The sequence below is a fragment of the Pseudomonas sp. AK181 genome (assembly GCF_051122975.1).
Classification (GTDB): domain Bacteria; phylum Pseudomonadota; class Gammaproteobacteria; order Pseudomonadales; family Pseudomonadaceae; genus Aquipseudomonas; species Aquipseudomonas lactis.
Window position 1 is genome coordinate 6,202,867 of sequence record NZ_CP146348.1, and the last position, 21,891, is coordinate 6,224,757.

Consider the following 21,891-nt stretch of genomic DNA (forward strand, 5'->3'; position numbering starts at 1 on the left):
GGCGATATTCGTCTAAGCGGCTAGGTGAAGCGCGGGAATGAAAGCCTGAAAAGCGCCTTGAATCCCCCTCGAAACACATTAAGTAACAAATCCAACAGGGTAGGCATTAGGGAATAGATAACACGCGCAAATGCAAAGCATTACCATTCGCGCACAATTTTCCTGCCATATCATTTGGATACACTCCCATGCCTGCCCCTCGCCTGACGCCCCTCTCCCTTGGGCTCTCTGTTCTGCTGTCTGCCGGTTTTGCCGGTGCGGCCACGGTCTTGCCCGAAACCTCGATCAGTGTGGAAGCAGATGAAGACGACCCCCGGGTCAAGGAAACCAGCACCGCCACACGCACCGCGACGGCCGTTCGCTATGTGCCCCAGGCGATCGACTCAGTCAAAACCGAAAGCCTGCGTTCCTATGGCACCAACGACCTGGGCCAGGCCTTGAGCGGTATCCCCAACGTCAGCAGCGGCGCCGATACACGCTTTGACAGCCTGCGCATACGCGGCTTCGACGCCAGCAATGACTTCTATCTGGACGGTATTCGCGACGATAGCCAGTACGTGCGCGACCTGCATAACATCGAGCGTATCGAAGTGCTCAAGGGGCCGGCCGCCGTGCTTTACGGGCGAGGCGGCCAGGGCGGGATCGTCAACCGGGTGAGCAAAATGCCCACCCCAGGGCAAAAGTCCAGCATCGAAGCCCAAGGCGGCAGCAACGATTTGCGCAGCCTGTATGCCGACCTGAGTACCGACCCCACCGATAACATCAGCCTGCGCCTGAACATGGGCAACCAGGACAACAACAGCTTTCGCGATGGCGTCAGCGGCAACCGCCAGTTGTTCGCGCCGTCGATGAGCTGGCAGCTCACTCCAGAGCTGAACTGGCTGGTGCAATACGAATACAGCCGCTACAACCGCACACCTGACCGTGGCATTCCGGGCGTCAACGGGCGCCCGGCGGATGTGAGCCGCAGCACCACTTACTTTGATCACGGCGATTACATCGACGACAAGTCCCAGTCCCTGCGTTCCAAACTCGCCTACGAGCTCAACGCCGACTGGCAACTGCGCCACACCCTCGGCGTGTTCAAGCTCGACAGTGATTTCGACAATACCTACCAGACCGGCTATGACCCGAAAACCAACACCGTCACCCGCCAACACTGGCAGCAGGACCTGACCACCCGCAACGTGTTCAACAACCTGGAGCTGGAAGGCGGTTTCGACACCTTTGGCCTGGAACACCGCCTGCTCACCGGTATTGAGCTGGGCAGCCAGCGCCGCGATCCGAAGCTGTACTCCGCTCGGGATGGCAGATCAGTGCCGAGCCTGGACCTCAACCAGCCCAATCGTCGCCTGAGCCACACCGGGAGCATGCGACTGTCGAGTAACAACCACACTGAAGTTGAAAGCCGCGCCCTGTATGTGCAGGACCAACTGCGCCTGAACGACCAGTGGCAACTACAGGGCGGGCTGCGTTACGACCGTTTCGAAGTGGACACCACCAACAAGCTGCTCGACATCCAACAGAATGTGAAAAGCCACAGCACCAGCCCGCGCGTCGGCCTGGTGTGGACGCCCCTGGAGCACCACTCGTTCTACGCCTCGTGGAGCAAGACCTTCTCACCCGCCGGCGGCGGCTTGATCGGCATCACGCCGAACGCCACCGGCAATGCCAACGACCTGAGCCCGGAGCTGACCAAGCAAAAGGAAATCGGCGTGAAGAGTGACTGGTTCGACGAGCGCCTGAGCACCACCCTGGCCGTGTACGAACTGGAACTCTACAACCGCCGCACCAGCGACCCGCTGGACCGCACCATTACCCTGCTCACCGGCGAGCAACGCTCACGCGGCGTGGAGCTGACCGCCACCGGCAAGATCGTCGACAACTGGTATGTGCGCGGCGGTGTGGGCCTGCAGGACGCCAAGGTCGAGAAGGACAACAATGGCTTTGAGGGCAAACGTATCAGCGACGTGGCCAAGCGCAACGCCAGCCTGTTCATCACCTGGAAACCGCAGATGGGCTGGTACGCGGAAACCGGTTTGACCCTGGTGGGTGATCGATATGCGGACAACCTCAACACCGCCGTGTTGCCGGGTTATGGCCGCTGGGACGCGCTGGCCGGGTTCCGTCAAAAAGAATGGGACGTGCGGGCGGCACTGAACAATATCGCCGATAAAAACTACTACGCCTCGGCGACCAGTGCGGCGCAGATTCAACCGGGTGAGCCGCGAAGCCTGGTGGTTACCGGTACCTACAGCTTCTAACGCCCGTTAGGCGTAAATCACTGCGTAGGAGCGAGCTTGCTCGCGAAAAACGTCAACGATAACGCGTGTTTCCTGACTCAACGCGGCGCCTAGAAGTTTTTCGCGAGCAAGCTCGCTCCTACAAAGGGCGGCTTAACTACACATCAGATCACACAGAGCCTGCACCTCATCCTCCGTGAACAACCCCACCGGGTAGCGCTCACTCATCACGCTACGCAGGTCAGGCGCTTGCCTGACCTGTCGCGAGCCGTTTGCCTTCAACCAAAGCGCCAGCGCATGGATGGCCTCTTCGTCGACCCGCAAAGGGTGGAACGTACGCGTGTTCATCAGGTGGACATCGGCATTCATTTCAGCGCTCTCTCCTGCTGCGTGAGCGGCTAACTTACTCAAGGTTTGTGACAGAACTGCGCGGTCATCCCCCTTGGGCCACTGTAACCACAGCGATACAAGAGCTATGCCAATGTGCCCTGCTCATTGGCATACAGGCATGAAAAAGCCCGCGACCGGGCTGGGTCGCGGGCTTGCGGGGAGCACTGCAATGGCGCAGTGCTCGTACGCCATCAAGGCGCTGTTACAACTGCACTCACTTTCGCTGCGGGGCTGGCTGCTGTTGGGTCAGGCAATGGATATTGCCCCCACCCAGTAACAGTTCGCGGCCCGGCACCATCACCACTTCATGCTGTGGGAAGAGGTTCTGCAGGATTTGCTTGGCCTGGTCGTCCAGCGGGTCATCGAAACTCGGCGCGATGATGCCGCCGTTGACGATCAGGAAGTTGACGTAGGAACCGGCCAACCGCACGGTCGGATTACGCTCCTGGCTGCCGTCAACCAGGTCTACGCCGGCGCATTCCTCCTCAGTGGCATACAGCGGACCCGGGATCGGCATTTTATGCACGATGAACGAGCGGCCCTGAGCGTCGGTGCTGCTTTGCAGCACATCCAAGGCTGCGTGGCAGCGTGGGTAGTTCGGGTCTTGCGGGTCATCGGTCCAGGCCAACAGCACTTCGCCCGGGCGCACGTAACAGCAGAAGTTATCCACATGGCCGTCGGTTTCGTCGTTGAACAGACCATCCGGCAACCAGATGATCTTATCCACCGCCAGGTTATCGCTGAGCACCGCCTCAATGGCCGCACGATCAAGGTGCGGGTTGCGGTTGCGGTTCAACAGGCACTCTTCGGTGGTGATCAGGGTGCCTTCGCCGTCGACATGGATCGAACCACCTTCAAGCACGAAGCCTTCAGTGCGGTAACGCGGCGCGCGCTCCATCTCGAGGATCTTGCCTCCCACCTGGGAATCGCGGTTCCACGGCGAATACAGGCCGCCGTCAAAACCACCCCAGGCGTTGAAGTCCCAGTTCACACCCCGTACTTCACCACTGCCGTTGATCACGAAAGTGGGGCCGGTATCGCGAACCCAGGCGTCGTCATTGGACATTTCCACCAGGCGGATATTGGGTACGTCCAGGCGGGCACGGGCGTTTTCATACTGGCCGGCGGAAACCGCGACAGTCACCGGCTCAAAACGCGCGATGGCCTTGGCCACCGCCACATGGGCCGCCTGCGCAGGCTTGCCGCCCAGGCGCCAGTTGTCAGGGCGCTCGGGCCAGATCATCCAGGTTTGGGTCTGGGGCGCCCATTCGGCAGGCATGTGAAAGCCATCGGCGCGGGGTGTGCTGTGCAAGGTGGTCATGGCGATCAGGGCTCCGAATGGGGTGAAGGGCGACTTTATAATGGATAAAAATCGGCTTTAATAGCCTAAAAACATGATAGATGCTTGGCATTGCAAAAAATAGCCGATAACAATCGACAAATTACAGTTGCTCATCCAGCACCTTCGACAGCATGTCCACGAAGAAATCCACGCTGCGCCGGGAAGTGACCATCGGCGGCTTGATCTTGAGGATATTCAGGTAATCACCGGTAGGCTGCATGAAAATCCCCAACTCACGCAGGCGATCACACAACAAGGCAGTTTCTGCCGTCGCAGGTTCGAGGGTATGGCGATCTCGCACCAGTTCAAGGCCCAGATAGAATCCCGAACCGTGTACAGCACCGACGAGTGGATGGCGGTCGATCAATTCCTCCAGCCGTGCCTTGAAATGCCCGCCTACCACTTGGGCGTTTTCCCACAGCTTTTCCTCTTCCATCACGTCCAGCACTGCCATGCCGATCCGGCAGCTGACCGGGCTGCCTCCCGATGACGAGAAGAAGTAACCCTCGGCCTCCAGCGCCTCGGCAATTTCTCGGCGGGTGATCACTGCGCCCAATGGCTGGCCGTTGCCCATGCCTTTGGCCATGGTGATGATGTCGGGCACCACACCCTGCTGTTCAAACCCCCAGAAGAAATGCCCCATGCGGCCGTAACCCACCTGCACTTCGTCGGCGATGCACACGCCACCCTGGGCACGGACCAAGCCATACACCTGTTTTAGGTAACCCGGTGGCAGGGAGATGCCACCGGCATTGCCGTACACCGGCTCACAGATAAATCCGGCCAATTGACGCTGGCTCGCGGCGATTTTCGCCAGGTTATGCTCCACGCTTCGTACATAGTCCGGCGCGCTGTCCGGCCCGCGGAACTCACCGCGGTAGGTATTGGGCGCCGTCACGGGGTGTACCCAATCCGGGCGGCTGCTCAAGGCCTGGGGGTTATCGGCAATCGACGTGGACACGGCATCCGCCGCCACCGACCAGCCGTGATAGGCCTCCAGCACGCTGAGCATGTCGCGCCCGCCGCTGTAGGCCCAGGCCAGGCGAATCGCCAGGTCATTGGCCTCGGTGCCGCTGTTGACCAGGAACACCCGGTCCATGCCCTCCGGCGCCAACGCTAGCAGGCGCTCGGAGAACTCGGCAATCGCCGCGTAGTGAAACCGCGAGTTGGTGTTGAGCAACGACCACTGCCGCGCTGCCACTTCAGCCATGCGCGGGTGGCCATGGCCCAGCACGGCCACGTTGTTGAGCATGTCGAGGTAGGATCGGCCCTGCATATCGATCAGATGGTTACGCCAGCCACGCTCGATACGCGGCGGGTCGGCGTAGTAGTGCTTCTGGGAGCGGGCAAAGCTGGCATCACGCCGGGCCAGCAGGGCCTCTGGGTCCAGTTCCGGCTCAGCATCACAGGCCAGGCCTAACAGCGCCGCGGGTGACGGGCACAACGCCTGCCACGCCAACGCCCGGGAAGGTGTGCAAAACAGCGGTGGCTCAAGGTCGGTGCGGCACAACTGCACGGTCAACGGCGCATGAACCTCGCCCAGCACCTGCCCTTTGACCAACGTTGCGCCCGGTTTGAGTGATGTTCGCACGCTCCACAGGCGCAGGCTCAGCCCACTGCTATGCAAACACAGTAAGCCGTCGGTGCCTTCGCGCAGCGTTCCCGCAAAGGGCGCCTCCAAAACCGTGCCGTGGGGCAGATGCAACTCGACATGCAGGGGGAAGGTCTCGGGCTCCACCGCACTGTCGGGACGGGTGCGCGACAAGCGGTATTGCCCATAACGACTGGCCGCCAGCCCATGCACCGTCGCTGCTTCATCCAGCAAACGCCGATCTATGCCGGGAGTCTCCCAATTGCCAGCCTCGAAATGCGGGCTGAGTACGCCCAGGTCGATCAGGGCAAACGCGCGACCCACCAAACCTGGCAATAAAGGCGCGAAGTCTTGGATGGCGACGGGCGGTAATGTTTCGCCGACGCTGCGCAGAATCGCCGCTTGCATGAGTTCAAAGGACACCGACGTGGCGATATCGAAAATTTCCCACTCGTGCTCGGCGTTTTTCTTCAGATAAGCGTTATCCGGGTCCAGGCGTTGCTGCTGCTCACTGCTGAGCACCAACACCGCCGCGCGAGCGACGATCAACGGCCACAGCACCTCTAACTCTTCGCGCTGCAAGGGCGTGACCGCGTGAAAGGCCTGGATCGCCGGCAACAGGGCAAACGGATCACCGTCGGCATGGTGCAACAGCGACGCGCAGGTCACCGACAGGTCGGTAATTCGCCAGGTGCGCGCCAGATCACCAAAATCGATCACGCCTTGAATACGCCAGTGCCGCTGGGTATCACGCTGCCACACCACGTTGTCATCGGTGATGTCCATGTGCACCGCTTGCCAGGGCAAGCGTGCCGCCAACGGCTGCACATGTGCCTCGACCTCCCTGGCCACCTGCTCCAATGCGGCACGCTGCGGCAGATCGGGCAAGGTCGCCAGCAAGTGACTGATCAATGCCTGGGCGTGGCGCGGGTCCCATTGCAGGGTGCGCTCCAGGCCAGGGTGTTCGAAACCTGCCAGCGCGTGGCTCATCTGCCCGCACAGCTCACCAAAGCCTTCGATCACGGCGCGGCTCAGGTGGGGCAAATGCGTCAGGGGCTGACCGTCGATGTAGTCCAACAGCCGCAGGTGCAGGGTTTGGCCGTCGACGTTGACCGTCAGCAGCTCCTCGCCCTCCACGGTCTGGATGACCTTGGGCACACGCAGGCCGGCATGCGCGCCCAGGCTGTTGAGGGCCGCGTGCTGGGCCTGGAGCTCAACCGCGGCGTAGTCACCCCGGCAGATCTTCAGAACGAAGCGGCCCCGCGTGCTGTCAATTCTGTAGTTGAGGTCTTGTTGACTGCCCAATGAGCGTAATTTGCCCGTCAATCCATAGTGCCGATCGAGCAGGTGTGCTGCCTGCTCGGGGGTGACTTGTGGGCAAGGCAAGCTGGCACGGTGGGTCAACGTGGCTAACGACATTGTGACGACCTTTGTTTTTTCAGGCGTCTATATCGCCATTGTTCAGGGGCACAAGGCAACCCCCTAGTAATACAGCGCTTGCACCACCTGGCTCGCACCACTCAAGCTATGATTCATCCGCATAATGTCTATCTAAGGAAAGGGCCCTCCGATATGCGCATTCTAGTTACTGGCGGCGCTGGCTTTATCGGCTCAGCCCTGATCCGCCACCTGATCCAACACACCGAGCACGAGGTGCTCAACCTGGATAAGCTGACTTACGCCGGCAACCTTGAGTCGCTGGCCAGCATCGCGTCCAACAGCCGCTATGAGTTCGTCCAGGCCGATATCATCGACCAGGCTACCGTCAGCGCCGTACTCGCACGCTTCGAACCTGATGCGATCATGCACTTGGCGGCCGAGTCCCACGTGGACCGCTCCATAGACGGTCCGTCGGATTTTATCCAGACCAACATCGTGGGCACCTACAGCCTGCTGGAAGCCACGCGCGCCTATTGGCAGAAGCTGGCAGAGCCGGCAAAAAGTGCATTCCATTTCCACCACATCTCCACGGACGAGGTGTATGGCGACCTGCACGGCGTGGACGATCTCTTCACCGAGACCACGCCGTACGCACCGAGCTCGCCGTATTCCGCGAGCAAGGCAGCGTCCGACCATCTGGTACGCGCCTGGCAGCGCACCTATGGTCTGCCGGTGCTGCTGACCAACTGCTCTAACAATTACGGGCCGTTCCACTTCCCCGAAAAATTGATCCCGCTGGTGATTCTCAACGCCCTGGCGGGCAAACCACTGCCGGTGTATGGCGATGGTCTGCAGGTGCGTGACTGGCTGTTCGTCGAGGATCACGCCCGTGCGCTGCTCAAAGTGGTGACTACTGGGGTTGTAGGCGAGACCTACAACATCGGCGGCCACAACGAACAGAAAAACATCGACGTGGTACGTGGCATTTGCGCCCTGCTGGAAGAACTGGCGCCGCAACGCCCAGCCGGCGTGGAGAAATTCACCGACCTGATCACCTTCGTCAAGGATCGCCCAGGCCACGACCAACGCTACGCCATCGACGCCAGCAAGATCGAACGCGAACTGGGCTGGGTCCCGGAAGAAACCTTCGAGACCGGCCTGCGCAAAACCGTGCAGTGGTACCTCGATAACCTGGAATGGTGCCGCAGGGTCCAGGACGGCAGTTATCAAGGTGAACGACTGGGCAATACTGACGTGAAGGATTTGATCGCATGATGAAGGGAATTGTATTGGCTGGCGGCTCCGGTACTCGCCTACACCCCATTACGTTGGGAGTGTCCAAACAGTTGTTGCCGGTGTATGACAAGCCGATGATCTACTACCCGATATCCGTGCTGATGCTCGCAGGCATCAAGGACATTCTGGTGATTTCCACTCCGGTAGACTTACCGCAGTACCGAAACTTGCTGGGAGATGGCAGCCAGTTTGGCGTGCGTTTCACGTATGCCGAACAGCCTTCCCCGGACGGGCTGGCTCAAGCATTTATCATTGGCGAAGAGTTCATCGGTGATGACGCGGTGTGCCTGATTCTGGGGGACAACATCTTCCACGGCCAGCATTTTGGCGATCAGTTACGCACCGCCGCCGAGCGCTCCTCGGGCGCTACCGTTTTCGGCTATTGGGTGAAAGACCCGGAGCGCTTCGGGGTGATTGATTTCGATAAAGAGGGTCGCGCCCTTTCCATCGAAGAAAAACCGGCAAAGCCCAAGTCACCGTATGCTGTGACCGGCCTGTACTTCTACGACAATGACGTGATCAAGATCGCCAAGGCGGTCAAGCCTTCGCCACGCGGCGAGCTGGAGATCACCGACGTCAACAATGCCTACCTCCAACGCGGCGATCTGCACGTTGAACGCTTCGGCCGTGGTTTCGCCTGGCTCGATACCGGCACCCATGACAGCCTGTTGGAAGCCTCGACCTACGTTCAGACCATCGAGCACCGCCAGGGCTTGAAAGTGGCCTGCCTGGAAGAGATCGCCTACGAAAATGGCTGGATCAATCGTGATTATCTGCTGGAGCGTGCCAAGTACTTTGGCAAGACCGGTTACGGCCAATACCTCTACTCGCTCGCCGGAGAGACCCAGTGAATGTAGTTGAAACCACATTACCCGGTGTACTGATTCTCGAGCCGAAGGTATTCGGTGACGAACGCGGTTTTTTCTACGAAAGCTTCAATGCCCGCGCCTTTGAAGTGGCCACCGGGCTCAAGCGTGACTTCGTGCAGGATAATCACTCCCGCTCGCAAAAAGGCGTGTTGCGGGGCCTGCACTATCAGCTTGAACACACTCAAGGCAAGCTGGTGCGTGTCACCTACGGTGAAGTGTTGGACGTAGCGGTCGACATCCGTCGCAGCTCGCCCAACTTTGGCCAGTGGGTGGGTGTACGCCTGTCGGCACAGAACCATCGCCAACTGTGGGTGCCGGAAGGCTTCGCCCATGGTTTCGTGGTGTTGAGTGAGTACGCAGAATTCCTGTACAAAACCACCGACTACTACCAGCCAAGCGCCGAGCGCAGCATTCTCTGGAATGACCCGACGCTGGCTATCGACTGGGAACTGGCCGAACCGCCACAACTCTCCGCCAAGGACCAGGTCGGTAAACTGCTGATGGAAGCTGATCTGTTCCCATGAAAATCCTCATCACCGGCCAACACGGCCAAGTCTCCCAGGAGCTGCAACAGCGGCTCCAGGGCCTGGGCGAACTTATCGTCCTGGGCAGCAAGCAACTTGACCTGGCAGATGCAGACCTCATCCGCCAGCAAGTGCGCGCCCATCGCCCTGGGCTGATCATCAACGCGGCGGCCCACACCGCCGTCGATCTGGCCGAGAGCGAACCGGACGCTGCGTTCGCCATCAATGCCATCGCCCCCAGCATTCTCGCCGAGGAAGCCAAGGCGCTGGGTATCCCGCTGATCCATTACTCGACCGACTACGTGTTCGACGGCAGCAAACCTGCCCCGTACACCGAAAGCGACACGCCGAACCCATTGGGTGTCTACGGTCAGAGCAAGCTGGCGGGTGAGCAGGCGATTGCGGCTGTAGGTGGCCAGTACCTGATCTTGCGCACCAGTTGGGTCTACTCGAGCCATGGCACGAATTTCCTGCTGACCATGCAGCGCCTGCTGCAGGAAAAACCGCAGATGCGCATCGTGGCCGACCAGATCGGTGCGCCGACCTGGGCCGGTACCATCGCCAACAGCACCCGTGTGCTGATCGAGCAGTGGCAGGCCGGTAAGGCTGGGGATTGGGGTGTTTACCACCTCACTGCCCAGGGTGAAACCTCGTGGTTCGGTTTTGCCGAGGCGATTGGCGAGCAACTGCGCGCCGAGGGCAAGGCCTGCGCCGAGCTGGAGCCGATCCCTTCCAGCGCCTACCCGACCCCCGCCCAGCGCCCGCTGAACTCGCGCCTGGACTGCACGCGCCTGCAACAACAATGGCACGTCAGCCAGCCACAGTGGCAAGACGCATTGCACGAGTGTCTTGCACAGCAGCACTAGGCATAATGCGCCTGTACCCACAGGCGCGACTTCCATGACCCCACCCCTTGCACGAAGACCCCGCTGGCGCAGCCTCGCCCTGCTGGCTCTGTGCCTGGCGCCGCTGTTGTGGCCGCTGGAGCATCTGGCCGAGCGCTATTACCGCAGCGAACTGGCCGGGCAAAACCGCCAGACCCTCGACCTCTACGTCGCCAACTTGCTGGGCACCCTGCATCGCTACGAAATACTGCCGCAAATCCTCGGTGACTTGCCGGCGCTGCGCACCGCATTGGACGCTCCCCACGTCAGCACCCACCTGGTCAGTGCCAACCAATTGCTCAAGGACGTCGCCGCCCAGGCCGGGGTAGAGGTGATGTATTTGATGGACACCACCGGCAAGACCCTCGCCGCGTCCAACTGGGACAAACAAGACAGCTTTGTCGGGCGCAATTTCTCCTTCCGTCCGTATTTCAGCGAGGCCATGGCCGGGCGCCTGGGGCGCTTCTTCGGCCTGGGCACCACCTCGGCCAAGCGCGGCTACTTCTTCGCTGCCGCGGTACGTGACGGCGACACCATCATCGGCGTGCTGGTGGTGAAGGTCGACCTGGACCACACCGAAAGCCTCTGGGGCAATACCCCGGAACAACTGTTGGTCACCGACCATAACGGCGTGGTGATCCTCACCTCGCGACCGCAATGGCGATTCCGCGCCACTCGGCCACTGACCGCCGAAGAACGCGAGGCCATCGTTGCCATCCAGCCCTACCCTACCCGCGACCCGCAGCCGCTGAGCCTCAGCAGCAGCGCTTGGCTGCGCCAATCCACGGCCATCGCCGAGACCGGCTGGAACGTGGAAATCCTCGCGCCGCGCTCGCTGATCAACCGTCCGGTGCGCACGGTCGTCGCCGTGGGCGGCGCCACATTGTTGGTGCTGATGCTGTTGCTGGGGTTGCTGATGCAGCGCCGCCGGCACTACCTGGAACGCATCGCCTTCGAAGCCAAAGCCCGCCGCGAGCTGGAAATGCGCGTGGCCGAGCGCACCAGCGACCTGGAGGGCCTGAACCGGCGCCTTAAACAGGAAGTGCTGGAGCGCGAGCACGCCCAGCAAGAACTGGTGCGCGCCCAGGACGACTTGGTCCAGGCCGGTAAACTCTCGGCGCTGGGCACCATGTCGGCGAGTATCAGCCATGAACTCAATCAGCCACTGGCGGCGATTCGCAGCTATGCCGAAAACGCCGAGATTTTGCTCGACCATGAGCGCACCAATGATGCCCGTGGCAACCTCAAGCTGATCAGCGAATTGACCGGGCGCATGGCCTCGATCATCGCCCACTTGCGCGCCTTCGCCCGCCGTGACCGTCACGCGCCGGAGAGCGTGGCTTTGCAACCGGCACTCGACGACGCCCTGGCATTGCTGGCCAAGCGTCGGCGTTCGATGGAGGTGGAGTTGATCCGCGACCTGCCCGAGGCGACCTTGTGGGTGCAGGCCGGTGAAACCCGCCTACGCCAAGTGCTGGGTAACTTGCTGGCCAATGCCCTGGATGCCCTCACCGAAAAAGGCCCGCCACGCAGACTCTGGCTGAGTGCCGAAACCACGCCCCAAGGCGTCAACTTGTATATTCGCGACAACGGCCCGGGCTTTTGCATGGAAGCCCTGGGCCGCGCCAGTGAGCCGTTCTACACCACCAAGACGCGCACCCAAGGCCTGGGGCTAGGGCTGGCGATCTGCGACACCCTGATGCGCGCCTTTGGCGGCGAACTGTTGTTCGCCAACCACAAGGAAGGCGGCGCGCTGTTAACCTTGAAATTGCGTGCCGGCTCGCCGGGCGTCAGTCTGCAACCGTCCGAGGACCGCAGTGTATGAGTATCGACAACTCGATTCAGGTGGTCTTGATCGACGACGATCCACACCTGCGTCAGGCCCTGTGCCAGACCCTGGACCTGGCCGGCCTGAAAGTCCTGCCCCTGGGCGAAGCCACCGGGCTCACCGCACGCCTGTCCCGCGACTGGCCGGGCGTGGTGGTCAGCGACATCCGCATGCCCGGCATGGACGGCCTGGAACTGCTAGCTGAATTGCACGGCCAGGACCCCGACCTGCCGGTGCTGCTGATCACCGGCCACGGCGATGTACCGTTGGCGGTGCAGGCCATGCGTGCCGGTGCCTATGACTTCCTGGAAAAACCCTTCGCCAGTGACGCGCTGCTCGACAGCGTGCGCCGTGCCCTGGCCCTGCGCCGGCTGGTACTGGACAACCGCAGCCTGCGCCTGGCCCTCAGCGACCGCCAGCAACTGAGCACGCGCCTGGTAGGGCACTCGCCACAGATGTTGCGCCTGCGCGAGCAAATCGGTGCACTGGCCGCAACCAAGGCCGATGTGTTGATCCTCGGCGAAACCGGGGCGGGCAAGGAAGTCGTCGCCCGCGCCCTGCACGACCTCTCAAGCCGACGCAGCGGCCCGTTTGTAGCGATCAACGCCGGGGCACTGGCGGAATCGGTGGTGGAAAGCGAACTGTTCGGCCATGAACCCGGCGCGTTTACCGGCGCGCAAAAGCGCCGCATCGGCAAGTTCGAGTTTGCCAATGGCGGCACGCTGTTTCTGGATGAAATTGAAAGCATGAGCCTGGATGTGCAGGTCAAGTTGCTGCGCCTTTTACAGGAGCGCGTAGTGGAACGCCTGGGTGGCAATCAGCTGATCCCGCTGGATATCCGCATTATCGCCGCCACCAAGGAAGACCTGCGCCAGGCCGCTGACCAGGGCCGTTTCCGTGCCGACTTGTATTACCGCCTCAATGTGGCGCCGCTGCGCATCCCACCGCTACGTGAACGGGGTGAAGATGCGCTGATGCTGTTCCAGCACTTCGCCGACGAGGCCAGCAGCCGTCACGGCCTGCCCTTGCACGAACTGCAACCGGGCCAGCGCGCGCTATTGCTGCGCCACAGCTGGCCGGGCAATGTACGGGAACTGCAAAACGCCGCGGAGCGTTTCGCCCTCGGCCTGGAATTGGCCCTGGATAACGCCCAGGACCATCCTGCCGGGGTGCTGACCTCCACACCCGGAGGCCTGAGCGAGCAAGTCGAACAGTTCGAAAAAAGCCTGATCGCCGCCGAACTGACCCGCCCCCACAGCTCCGTGCGCAGCCTCGCCGAAGCCTTGGGCGTGCCGCGCAAAACCTTGCATGACAAACTGCGAAAACACGGCCTGAACTTCGCCGACAGTGCCAGCCAGAGCGCCGACGACGAATGACATCGTCCACCCACAAAGAGGCCGCCATGAGCCGCGACAGCCGTTACCTGGAATCCATCCTTCACCGTGACATCCCACTCACCCGGGAAATGGGCCTCAGGGTGCTCGACTGGCAACACGACCAACTGCAACTGCACCTGCCCTTGCAGGCCAATATCAACCACAAGAGCACCATGTTTGGCGGCAGCCTCTACTGCGGCGCGGTGCTGGCGGGCTGGGGTTGGCTGCACCTGAAACTGCGTGAAGCCGGGATTGAAGACGGGCACATCGTGATTCAGGAAGGGCAGATCAGCTACCCGCTGCCGGTGACCCAGGACGCGACAGCCATTTGCGCGGCGCCGCAGGAGAAGGTGTGGAAGCGCTTTGTGGCGACCTATCAGCGCTATGGGCGGGCGCGGTTGGCGCTACAGACGTGGATAGTGAATGAAGGCAGCAAAGAGCACGCCGTAATCTTTACCGGTCAATACGTGCTGCACCGCTAGCAGCCATGACACAAACAAATGTGGGAGCGGGCTTGCCCGCGATAGCGGTGGATCAGCCAATACCTGTATGACTGACACTCCGCCATCGCGGGCAAGCCCGCTCCCACATTTTGCTCTGCAGTGGCCTTAAGATCTGGCCAGGGTCAACAGCCGCTCACGCCACGCGGCCTTGGCCGGCAACGCCAGAAAGAACGGGTTCAGCAACGATTCCCGCGCCGGGTAGCTGAACGGCTTGCCATTCAACTCCAGCACTTCACCCCCCGCCCCTTCCAATACACCCTGGGCCGCTGCGGTATCCCACTGCGACGTCGGCGCCAGGCGCGGATAACAATCGGCACTGCCCTCGGCCAACAAACAAAACTTCAACGAGCTGCCGATATTCGCCAGCTTCAACTCACCCAAACCCTCGCTCAAACCGTCCAACAGGCGCTCCTGCTCAGGGCTGGTATGACGACGGCTGGCCACCACGGTAAAGGCCTCGCCCGCCGCCCTGGTCTGGCGTACTTGAATCTGCTTGGGCGCCGCATTGACGTCCGAACGCCAAGCCCCCAGGCCCGCGCCGCCGAAGTAGCAACGGCCAGTGGTCGGTATCGACACCACGCCGAACACCACGCGGCCCTGTTCGATCAAGGCAATATTGACGGTGAATTCTTCACTGCCAGAAATGAATTCCTTGGTGCCATCCAAAGGGTCCACCAACCACCAGCGCTGCCAACCGGCACGCACACTCTGATCGATATCGGCGTCCTCTTCAGACAGCACTGGAATGCTTGGGTCCAGCGCGGTGAGGCCTGCGAGAATCAGATGGTGGGCAGCCAGGTCGGCAGCCGTCACGGGTGAATCGTCCGCCTTGGAGGTCACAGCTACGTCGGCACGCCAGTACGGCAGGATAACTTCACCGGCCTGGCGCGCCAGCTCAATGACCGGAGCGATAAAGGGGTGGCCTAAAAACAGTTCGCTCATGCGTTGAACGCTCCACGCTGGGTCAACAGGTCTCTGACCAGATACAGCGCCGCCAGGGCGCGACCTTCGCTGAATTGCTCGTTTTGCGCCAACGCCGCCAGCTCACGCAGGTTGACTCGGTCTACCCGCATCGGCTCGGGCTCATCACCTTCAAGGCGCTCTTCATAAAGATCGGTAGCCAGCACCACCTGGATTTTCTGGCTCATATAACCAGGCGACAATGACAGCTCAGTGATGTGCTCCAACTGCCGTGCGCCATAGCCGGCCTCTTCCTTGAGTTCGCGGTCTGCCGCTGCCAGCACGTCTTCGCCGGGCTCGATCAAGCCTTTGGGTAATGACAATTCATATTCGTCAGTGCCGCCGCAGTATTCTTCCACCAGCAATGCATGATCTTCATCGATCATCGCTACAATCATCACGGCGCCGTAGCCCGTGCCACGCCCGACAAGACGCTCGTAGGTGCGCTCAACGCCATTGGAAAAGCGCAATTGCACTTCCTCCACGCGGAACAAACGGCTACTGGCGACTATTTCGCGGGCGAGGACAGTGGGTTTCTGGCGCATAAACGGCTCCTTGGCGTGATCGGGTTACTATACCGTGGCTTTTCCGATTGTCTGTGTCGGATATCTTTACTTACATGAGACTCCACCATGCCCTCTCTGCCCTGGCACGCCATCGATACCGTCCTGCTGGACATGGACGGCACCCTGCTCGACCTGCATTACGACAACCACTTCTGGATGGAACACCTGCCCCAGCGCTACGCCGAGCTGCACGGTGTGAGCCAGGCCATGGCCAAGATGGAGTTGCAACCGTTGTTTGAGCGTAACGCCGGACAGTTGCAATGGTATTGCCTGGATTTCTGGAGCACTGAACTCAAGATCCCGGTGCGCGAACTCAAGCTGGAAACCGCCCACCTGATTGCCCTGCGCCCGGATGCCGATACGTTCCTGGCGGCGATCAAACAGGCCGGCAAGCGCGTGATCATGATCACCAACGCTCATCGGGATTCGCTGTCATTGAAGTTGGAACGCATTGAACTGGCGCCGTATTTCGAGCGATTGATCAGCTCTCACGACTACGGTTTTCCCAAGGAAAACCCGCAATTCTGGCAAGCCTTGCAAGCGGATATCCAGTTTGACCCGGCCCGTAGCCTGTTTATAGATGACACTTTGCCGATCCTGCGCAGTGCCCGGAATTTCGGTGTAGGGCATTTACTGGCCGTGAAAGAGCCTGATAGCAAGAAAGGACCAAAGGACACTGCAGAATTTGCAGCCGTCGGGGATTATCGAGAACTCATTGCCGGGCTTATGTAGGAGCGAGCTTGCTCGCGAAAAACGTCAACGATAACGCGTGCTTCCTGGATAAACGCGGTGCCTGTGAGTTTTTCGCGAGCAAGCTCGCTCCTACAAAAGGGCGAGCTTCCTCATTTTATCCTGCGTATTACTCAGGGATGCGCAGTGTCTGGCCTGGGTAGATCTTGTCCGGGTGCGACAACAGCGGCTTGTTAGCCTCGAAGATCTTGTTGTACTTATTCGCGTCGCCATAAACCGTTTTAGAGATTGCGCTCAGAGTGTCGCCGCTTTTCACTACAACAAAGCGCGAAGCCACAACCACTGGACCGGATACTGTGATCTGGTCATCCACACTTGCCACGCCGGCAATGTTGCCCAGCGCCAACAGGATTTTTTCTTTCTCTTCCTGCGTGGCCACTTCACCGGTCACCGTGACCTTGTCGCCATCCACCGTGGTTTGCACGTTTGGATTACCCAGGCCCACCTTGCTCACATGCTCCTTCAACTGCTCACTGGCGTTCGCATTACCCGGCGTCAACAGGTCGATCAACTTCTCGCCGGCTTCCTTTACAAAGCTTAATAGACTCATGGTGCGCTCTCCTTGGGGTTTATTTATCAGATGCCCAAGACTAGACCAGTCCTGCCGACTTGGGTTCCAGACTGGCTAAAGACTCAAAAGTATCCCAATCACCCCTGCCTGGAATAAGCCCGACGAAAACACCGGTGAACCTTGATCGACGCCCTCTATCAATAGATCAATACTGGCGATTAGACGTGACCCTTTGTCGCGCCTAGTCTAAACACTGATCAATCCGCCGGTGGTACTGCCCCATGAACGCCAAGCGCCCTCACTGCGCGGCGCCCGCTCTTGAATCGACCGCGCCCGTCGCCAGCCAGAGCTATCACTATTGCAATCTTGAACACACAGAAGTGGCCAGCACTGCGCTGGCCGAAGAAGTGGCGTTGGCGATTGCCTATAACGAAATCAGCCAGGCGGTGATGCTGGTGACGCCTACGGACCTGGAAGACTTCATTGTAGGTTTCAGCCTGGGCAGCGGCATTATCACCGACGTTAACGACATTTATGACCTGAAAATCAGCGGTTCAGGCGCAGCCCAGTACGCCCAGGTACAGGTATCCAGCCGTGCATTCTGGAACCTCAAGCAGCAACGCCGCCAATTGGCAGGCACCAGCGGCTGTGGCCTGTGTGGCGTGGAAGCGGTAGAGCAAGCATTGCCCGACCTCCAGGTACTGCCCGGCGCGCCCTTACCACCGGCGCAGTGGCTCGATGGCCTGCGCCAACGTATCAGCGCATTCCAACCCCTGGGCCAACACAGCGGTGCCGTGCATGCGGCAGTGTTTATGAATAGCCAGGGCGAATTGCTGATGGGTCGCGAAGACATCGGTCGGCATAACGCCCTGGATAAGTTGATTGGCGCGTTGATCCGCCAAAAGATTCCGACCGACGGCGGCCTGGCGATTGTTACCAGCCGCTGCAGCCTCGAATTGATTCAGAAAGTCTTGCGCGCGGGCATCCAGACCCTGGTCAGCCTGTCGTCGCCCACCGGCCTGGCCCTGCAATGGGCGCGCCGGCACAACCTCAACCTCATCCACCTGCCGCAAAAAAGCGCGCCACGGGTCTATAGCCCTGCGATGGAGCACCAGCCATGAGCCTTCACCACCAAGCCGACCAGACCCCAACCCCACGCTACAAGCCCTACAAAGGCCCAGCCGGTGGCTGGGGCGCCCTGATCAGCGTGGCGCAAGCCTGGCTGACCAGCGACAACGCCCTGAAAAACCTGCGCATGATGCTCAAGACCAACCAGAACGGCGGCTTCGACTGCCCGGGCTGCGCCTGGGGCGACTCGCCGGAAAGCGGCATGGTCAAGTTCTGCGAAAACGGCGCCAAGGCAGTCAACTGGGAAGCCACCAAGCGCCGCGTCGATGCTGCCTTCTTCGCCAAACACAGCGTCACGGCGTTACTGGAACAAAGCGACTATTGGCTGGAATACCAGGGCCGCCTGACCGAGCCGATGCGCTATGACGCCCAGACCGATCGCTACACGCCCATCAGTTGGGAAGCCGCCTTCGACCTGGTCGGCAAGCACCTCAACGCATTGCCCAGCCCGAACATGGCCGAGTTCTACACCTCGGGCCGCGCCAGCAACGAAGCCGCCTACCTGTACCAGTTGTTTGTACGTGCCTATGGCACCAACAACTTCCCGGACTGCTCGAACATGTGCCACGAAGCCAGCGGCGTAGCCCTGGCACAGAGCGTGGGCGTGGGCAAAGGCACCGTGACCTTTGATGACTTCGAGCATGCCGATGCCATTTTCGTCTGGGGCCAGAACCCCGGCACCAACCACCCACGCATGCTTGAACCGCTGCGCGAAGCAGTGAAGCGCGGCGCCCAGGTGGTGTGTATCAACCCACTCAAAGAGCGTGGCCTGGAGCGCTTCCAGCACCCGCAGCATCCGCTGGAAATGCTCACCAACGGTGACAAGCCGACCAACACCGCCTACTTCCGCCCGGCGCTGGGTGGCGACATGGCCATTCTGCGCGGCATGGCCAAATTCCTGCTGCTGTGGGAGCGCCAAGCCCTGGCCGAAGGCAAGGAAGCGGTGTTCGACCACGACTTCCTCAATGCACACACTGCCAACGTCCTGGAATACCTGGGCCAGATCGACGACACCTCCTGGGAGGAAATCGTCGAGCAGTCCGGCCTGACCCTGGTAGAGATCGAGCAAGCGGCGCGCATGTACGCCAAAGGCAAGAATGTGATCATGTGCTGGGCAATGGGGATCACCCAGCACCGCCACTCGGTGCCGACCATCCAGGAAATCGCCAACCTGATGCTGCTGCGCGGCAATATTGGCCGCCCAGGCGCCGGGCTGTGCCCGGTTCGTGGCCACAGTAACGTGCAGGGCGACCGCACCATGGGCATCAACGAACGCCCACCGGTGGCGTTTCTGGACGCGCTGGAGCGTCGTTTTCAGTTCCAGGTACCGCGAGACAATGGCCATAACGTGGTGGAAGCGATTCACGCCATGCTTGAAGGCCGCTCCAAAGTCTTTATCGGCCTGGGCGGCAACTTCGCCCAAGCCACGCCAGACAGCACGCGCACCTTCGAAGCGCTGCGCAATTGCGACCTGACCGTGCAGATCAGCACCAAGCTCAACCGCAGCCACCTGATGCACGGTAAAGATGCGTTGATCCTGCCGTGCCTGGGCCGCACCGACATCGACATCCAGGCCGACGGCCCGCAAGCGGTGACGGTGGAAGACTCGTTCAGCATGGTCCACGGTTCCAACGGCCAACTGCAACCGCTGTCGAAACTGATGAAGTCCGAGCCGGCGATCCTGGCAGGCATTGCTGCCGCCACTCTGGGCAGCACGCCCGTGGATTGGAACTGGCTGGTGGCTGACTACGGGCGCATCCGCGACCTGATCGCCGACACCATCCCAGGCTTCAAGGACTTCAACGAGAAGATCAAACATCCAGGTGGCTTCTACCTGGGCAACTCCGCCGGCGCACGCCGCTGGAACACACCGTCGGGCCGCGCCAACTTCCGCCCGAACATCTTGCCCAAAGACCTGATCCACGAACGCACCCACGCCACGGGTCGAGTGCCGGACCTGATCATGCAGTCGATGCGCTCCCATGATCAGTACAACACCACCATCTATGGCCTGGACGACCGTTATCGCGGGGTCAAAGGCCAGCGTGACGTGCTGTTCGTCAACGAAGCCGACATCATCCGCCTGGGCTTCAAGCCGGGGCAGAAGGCAGACATCGTGTCGCTGTGGGAGGACGGTCGTGAGCGCCGCGTGAAGGGCTTTACGCTGCTGGCATTTGATATTCCGGCGGGGCAGGCGGCGGCTTACTACCCGGAAGTGAACCCGTTGGTGCCATTGGAAAGCACTGGCGACGGTAGCCATACACCAACTTCTAAGTTTGTTGCGATTCGCTTGGAGGCGGCGAGTGACAGCGGGTTGATCATGGCGCGCTCGGCCTGAGTTGATCCGAGATGTGTGTTGCTTGAACTGCCGCTTTCGCGGGCAAGCCCGCTCCCACACTGGGATGGGTTCACCATTGAGACTGTGTGAACCGATCTAATGTGGGAGCGGGCTTGCCCGGGAAGAGGCCAGCACAAGCACCGCACATTCTGCAGCCACAAAAAAAGGCCGCTTTTGCATAAAAGCGGCCCTTCAGAAGTAACTAAAGACCTGCAAAAACGACTTAAGTTCCCCATATAAAACAGTAACTTAGCAAATTGTATACAACCTCTGCCGCCGGTCGGATTTCGATTGTCAGCGGCTCGATACAACCTCAGGATCGCGCCGTCATCCCCTGAGGTTTCCCTGAATGAAGTTCTCCTCGATTCTCTTGTTGTCCCTTGGCCTGGTCAGTGGCGCAGCCATGGCAGGCGGCACCACCGAAGCCGGTGTAGGCGGCGCATTGGGTGGGGTTCTAGGTTCCGTTGTCGGCCAGCAGCTGGGCGGCAACACCGGTTCGACCATCGGCGCGGCGCTGGCGGTAGCGCGGTCGGCGCAGACAAGCGTAGCCGTGGCGAAGCCGCCATCGGTGGCGCACTGGGCGCAGCCGGCGGCAACGTCTTGGGTCGCAGCGTTGGCGGCAGTACCGGTGCATTGGTCGGCTCAGCAGCCGGCGGTGGCGCGGGCGGCGCGCTGGGCAACTACATGGGTAACGAAAGTGATCGCGACAGCCGCCATTACCGTGATCGCGACCGTGACGACCGTCGCTACTACCGCGATGGCCACCCAGGCCGCGGCCATGCCTATGGGCATCGCAAGAACAAGCATCGTTATCGCGACTGATCAATACGTGCTCTGACGAGCACATCCAGTGTGGGAGCCGGGCTTGCCCGCGATAGCAGTGAATCAGGTTTAGAAGTATTGCCTGATACTGCGCCATCGCGGGCAAGCCCGGCTCCCACATTTGGTATGGGTTGCTTGTAGGTGCCTCAAACCACCAAGCGCTGCATCGCCTCGCGCAACATCCCCGGAATCGGCACTGGCTGGTTTGACGCTCGGTCCACAAACACATGGACAAAGCGCCCCGCCGCACACGCCTCCTGCTCACCCGCCTTGAATACCGCCAGTTCATACTGCACCGAGCTATTGCCCAGCTTGCCTACCCGCAGGCCGATTTCAATGCGCTCAGGGAAAGCAATCGAGGCGAAGTAATCGCAGGCCGAACTCACCACAAACCCCACCACCTCACCGTCATGAATATCCAGCCCGCCCTGTTCGATCAGGTAGGTATTAACGGCTGTGTCGAAGAAGCTGTAGTAGGTGACGTTATTCACATGGCCGTAGGCATCGTTGTCGTGCCAACGCGTGGTGATTGGCTGGAAGTGGCGGTAATCGTCGCGCACAGGCGTTGAGTCAGGCATCGGCAAGTCTCG

At 60.7% G+C, this 21,891-nt stretch carries 18 protein-coding genes and 1 pseudogene; 12 read left to right on the plus strand and 7 right to left on the minus strand.

From position 1 onward, the window contains the following. The first annotated feature begins 188 nt into the window (after nucleotides 1-188). Nucleotides 189-2,264: a TonB-dependent receptor gene (locus tag V8689_RS28270; protein WP_056782640.1), complete on the plus strand. Its 2,076-nt coding sequence runs from the start codon at nucleotides 189-191 to the stop codon at nucleotides 2,262-2,264. 132 nt (nucleotides 2,265-2,396) lie between these two features. On the opposite strand, the gene V8689_RS28275 is transcribed toward V8689_RS28270, so the two are convergent. From V8689_RS28275 to V8689_RS28285, 3 genes are all read right to left on the minus strand, one after another. Further along, nucleotides 2,397-2,612 carry a hypothetical protein gene (locus V8689_RS28275; RefSeq protein WP_056782639.1) on the minus strand — a complete coding sequence of 72 codons (216 nt, stop codon included), beginning with the start codon at nucleotides 2,610-2,612 and terminating at the stop codon, nucleotides 2,397-2,399. A 235-nt stretch (nucleotides 2,613-2,847) separates the two neighbouring features. Continuing rightward, a complete protein-coding gene (gene aguA, locus V8689_RS28280; RefSeq protein WP_056782638.1) occupies nucleotides 2,848-3,954 on the minus strand; it encodes an agmatine deiminase in 1,107 nt (368 codons plus the stop codon). Between the two features lie 121 nt (nucleotides 3,955-4,075). Further along, entirely contained in the window at nucleotides 4,076-6,985 is a 2,910-nt protein-coding gene (locus V8689_RS28285; protein ID WP_056782637.1) for an aminotransferase, read from the minus strand. Between the two features lie 153 nt (nucleotides 6,986-7,138). Here V8689_RS28285 and rfbB point away from each other — a divergent pair, with 153 nt between their 5' ends. The 7 genes from rfbB to V8689_RS28320 are packed head-to-tail and all read left to right on the plus strand — an operon-like array spanning nucleotide 7,139 to nucleotide 14,205. After that, nucleotides 7,139-8,221 (plus strand): dTDP-glucose 4,6-dehydratase, encoded by a 1,083-nt coding sequence (gene rfbB, locus V8689_RS28290; protein ID WP_056782636.1) that lies wholly within the window; start codon nucleotides 7,139-7,141, stop codon nucleotides 8,219-8,221. Further along, entirely contained in the window at nucleotides 8,218-9,093 is an 876-nt protein-coding gene (gene rfbA / locus V8689_RS28295; RefSeq protein WP_056782635.1) for a glucose-1-phosphate thymidylyltransferase RfbA, read from the plus strand. The genes rfbB and rfbA overlap by 4 nt, the downstream gene beginning before the upstream one ends. After that, complete coding sequence (rfbC, locus tag V8689_RS28300) at nucleotides 9,090-9,635, plus strand: dTDP-4-dehydrorhamnose 3,5-epimerase (RefSeq protein ID WP_056782634.1); 546 nt, start codon at nucleotides 9,090-9,092, stop codon at nucleotides 9,633-9,635. The genes rfbA and rfbC overlap by 4 nt, the downstream gene beginning before the upstream one ends. Beyond that, the gene (gene rfbD / locus V8689_RS28305; protein WP_056782633.1) at nucleotides 9,632-10,501 is read left to right on the plus strand and encodes a dTDP-4-dehydrorhamnose reductase; all 870 of its coding nucleotides are present in this window, start codon (nucleotides 9,632-9,634) and stop codon (nucleotides 10,499-10,501) included. Before rfbC ends, rfbD begins: the two co-directional genes overlap by 4 nt. Nucleotides 10,502-10,535: 34 nt before the next feature. After that, nucleotides 10,536-12,344 (plus strand): sensor histidine kinase, encoded by a 1,809-nt coding sequence (locus tag V8689_RS28310; RefSeq protein WP_056782632.1) that lies wholly within the window; start codon nucleotides 10,536-10,538, stop codon nucleotides 12,342-12,344. Continuing rightward, nucleotides 12,341-13,723 carry a sigma-54-dependent transcriptional regulator gene (locus V8689_RS28315; RefSeq protein ID WP_056782631.1) on the plus strand — a complete coding sequence of 461 codons (1,383 nt, stop codon included), beginning with the start codon at nucleotides 12,341-12,343 and terminating at the stop codon, nucleotides 13,721-13,723. Before V8689_RS28310 ends, V8689_RS28315 begins: the two co-directional genes overlap by 4 nt. Before the next feature lie 26 nt (nucleotides 13,724-13,749). Continuing rightward, complete coding sequence (locus V8689_RS28320; protein ID WP_056782630.1) at nucleotides 13,750-14,205, plus strand: thioesterase domain-containing protein; 456 nt, start codon at nucleotides 13,750-13,752, stop codon at nucleotides 14,203-14,205. A 126-nt stretch (nucleotides 14,206-14,331) separates the two neighbouring features. Here the strand turns inward: V8689_RS28320 and cysQ are convergent, their stop codons facing one another. Next, nucleotides 14,332-15,168, minus strand: coding sequence for a 3'(2'),5'-bisphosphate nucleotidase CysQ (cysQ, locus tag V8689_RS28325; RefSeq protein ID WP_056782629.1), 837 nt, complete (start codon nucleotides 15,166-15,168; stop codon nucleotides 14,332-14,334). Further along, nucleotides 15,165-15,731 carry an ADP compounds hydrolase NudE gene (gene nudE / locus V8689_RS28330; protein ID WP_056782628.1) on the minus strand — a complete coding sequence of 189 codons (567 nt, stop codon included), beginning with the start codon at nucleotides 15,729-15,731 and terminating at the stop codon, nucleotides 15,165-15,167. The genes cysQ and nudE overlap by 4 nt, the downstream gene beginning before the upstream one ends. A gap of 87 nt (nucleotides 15,732-15,818) precedes the next feature. On the opposite strand from nudE, the gene yrfG reads away from it, so the two are divergent. Next, nucleotides 15,819-16,484, plus strand: a complete 666-nt coding sequence (yrfG, locus tag V8689_RS28335; protein ID WP_056782627.1) for a GMP/IMP nucleotidase — start codon at nucleotides 15,819-15,821, stop codon at nucleotides 16,482-16,484. Between the two features lie 127 nt (nucleotides 16,485-16,611). On the opposite strand, the gene lysM is transcribed toward yrfG, so the two are convergent. After that, on the minus strand, nucleotides 16,612-17,052 hold the full coding sequence (gene lysM, locus V8689_RS28340) for a peptidoglycan-binding protein LysM (protein ID WP_056782626.1): 441 nt from the start codon (nucleotides 17,050-17,052) through the stop codon (nucleotides 16,612-16,614). Nucleotides 17,053-17,294: 242 nt separating this feature from the next. Between lysM and fdhD the strand changes: the two genes are divergently transcribed. The 3 genes and pseudogenes from fdhD to V8689_RS28355 all read left to right on the plus strand — a co-directional run bounded on the left by fdhD (nucleotide 17,295) and on the right by V8689_RS28355 (nucleotide 21,301). Beyond that, complete coding sequence (gene fdhD / locus V8689_RS28345) at nucleotides 17,295-18,134, plus strand: formate dehydrogenase accessory sulfurtransferase FdhD (protein WP_056782625.1); 840 nt, start codon at nucleotides 17,295-17,297, stop codon at nucleotides 18,132-18,134. Then, a complete protein-coding gene (locus V8689_RS28350; protein ID WP_056782624.1) occupies nucleotides 18,131-20,479 on the plus strand; it encodes an FdhF/YdeP family oxidoreductase in 2,349 nt (782 codons plus the stop codon). Before fdhD ends, V8689_RS28350 begins: the two co-directional genes overlap by 4 nt. A gap of 349 nt (nucleotides 20,480-20,828) precedes the next feature. Next, nucleotides 20,829-21,301, plus strand: a pseudogene (locus V8689_RS28355) (glycine zipper domain-containing protein). A gap of 146 nt (nucleotides 21,302-21,447) precedes the next feature. On the opposite strand, the gene V8689_RS28360 reads toward V8689_RS28355, so the two are convergent. Continuing rightward, entirely contained in the window at nucleotides 21,448-21,879 is a 432-nt protein-coding gene (locus V8689_RS28360) for an acyl-CoA thioesterase (protein ID WP_032894109.1), read from the minus strand. Nucleotides 21,880-21,891 lie beyond the last annotated feature (12 nt).

Bases quoted from the DNA above. Each gene is read 5' to 3' on its own strand.
- V8689_RS28270 (WP_056782640.1), top strand. From the start codon at position 189: ATGCCTGCCCCTCGCCTGACGCCCCTCTCCCTTGGGCTCTCTGTTCTG.
- V8689_RS28275 (WP_056782639.1), bottom strand. From the start codon at position 2,612: ATGAATGCCGATGTCCACCTGATGAACACGCGTACGTTCCACCCTTTG.
- aguA (WP_056782638.1), bottom strand. From the start codon at position 3,954: ATGACCACCTTGCACAGCACACCCCGCGCCGATGGCTTTCACATGCCT.
- V8689_RS28285 (WP_056782637.1), bottom strand. From the start codon at position 6,985: ATGTCGTTAGCCACGTTGACCCACCGTGCCAGCTTGCCTTGCCCACAA.
- rfbB (WP_056782636.1), top strand. From the start codon at position 7,139: ATGCGCATTCTAGTTACTGGCGGCGCTGGCTTTATCGGCTCAGCCCTG.
- rfbA (WP_056782635.1), top strand. From the start codon at position 8,218: ATGATGAAGGGAATTGTATTGGCTGGCGGCTCCGGTACTCGCCTACAC.
- rfbD (WP_056782633.1), top strand. From the start codon at position 9,632: ATGAAAATCCTCATCACCGGCCAACACGGCCAAGTCTCCCAGGAGCTG.
- V8689_RS28310 (WP_056782632.1), top strand. From the start codon at position 10,536: ATGACCCCACCCCTTGCACGAAGACCCCGCTGGCGCAGCCTCGCCCTG.
- V8689_RS28315 (WP_056782631.1), top strand. From the start codon at position 12,341: ATGAGTATCGACAACTCGATTCAGGTGGTCTTGATCGACGACGATCCA.
- V8689_RS28320 (WP_056782630.1), top strand. From the start codon at position 13,750: ATGAGCCGCGACAGCCGTTACCTGGAATCCATCCTTCACCGTGACATC.
- cysQ (WP_056782629.1), bottom strand. From the start codon at position 15,168: ATGAGCGAACTGTTTTTAGGCCACCCCTTTATCGCTCCGGTCATTGAG.
- nudE (WP_056782628.1), bottom strand. From the start codon at position 15,731: ATGCGCCAGAAACCCACTGTCCTCGCCCGCGAAATAGTCGCCAGTAGC.
- yrfG (WP_056782627.1), top strand. From the start codon at position 15,819: ATGCCCTCTCTGCCCTGGCACGCCATCGATACCGTCCTGCTGGACATG.
- lysM (WP_056782626.1), bottom strand. From the start codon at position 17,052: ATGAGTCTATTAAGCTTTGTAAAGGAAGCCGGCGAGAAGTTGATCGAC.
- fdhD (WP_056782625.1), top strand. From the start codon at position 17,295: ATGAACGCCAAGCGCCCTCACTGCGCGGCGCCCGCTCTTGAATCGACC.
- V8689_RS28350 (WP_056782624.1), top strand. From the start codon at position 18,131: ATGAGCCTTCACCACCAAGCCGACCAGACCCCAACCCCACGCTACAAG.
- V8689_RS28360 (WP_032894109.1), bottom strand. From the start codon at position 21,879: ATGCCTGACTCAACGCCTGTGCGCGACGATTACCGCCACTTCCAGCCA.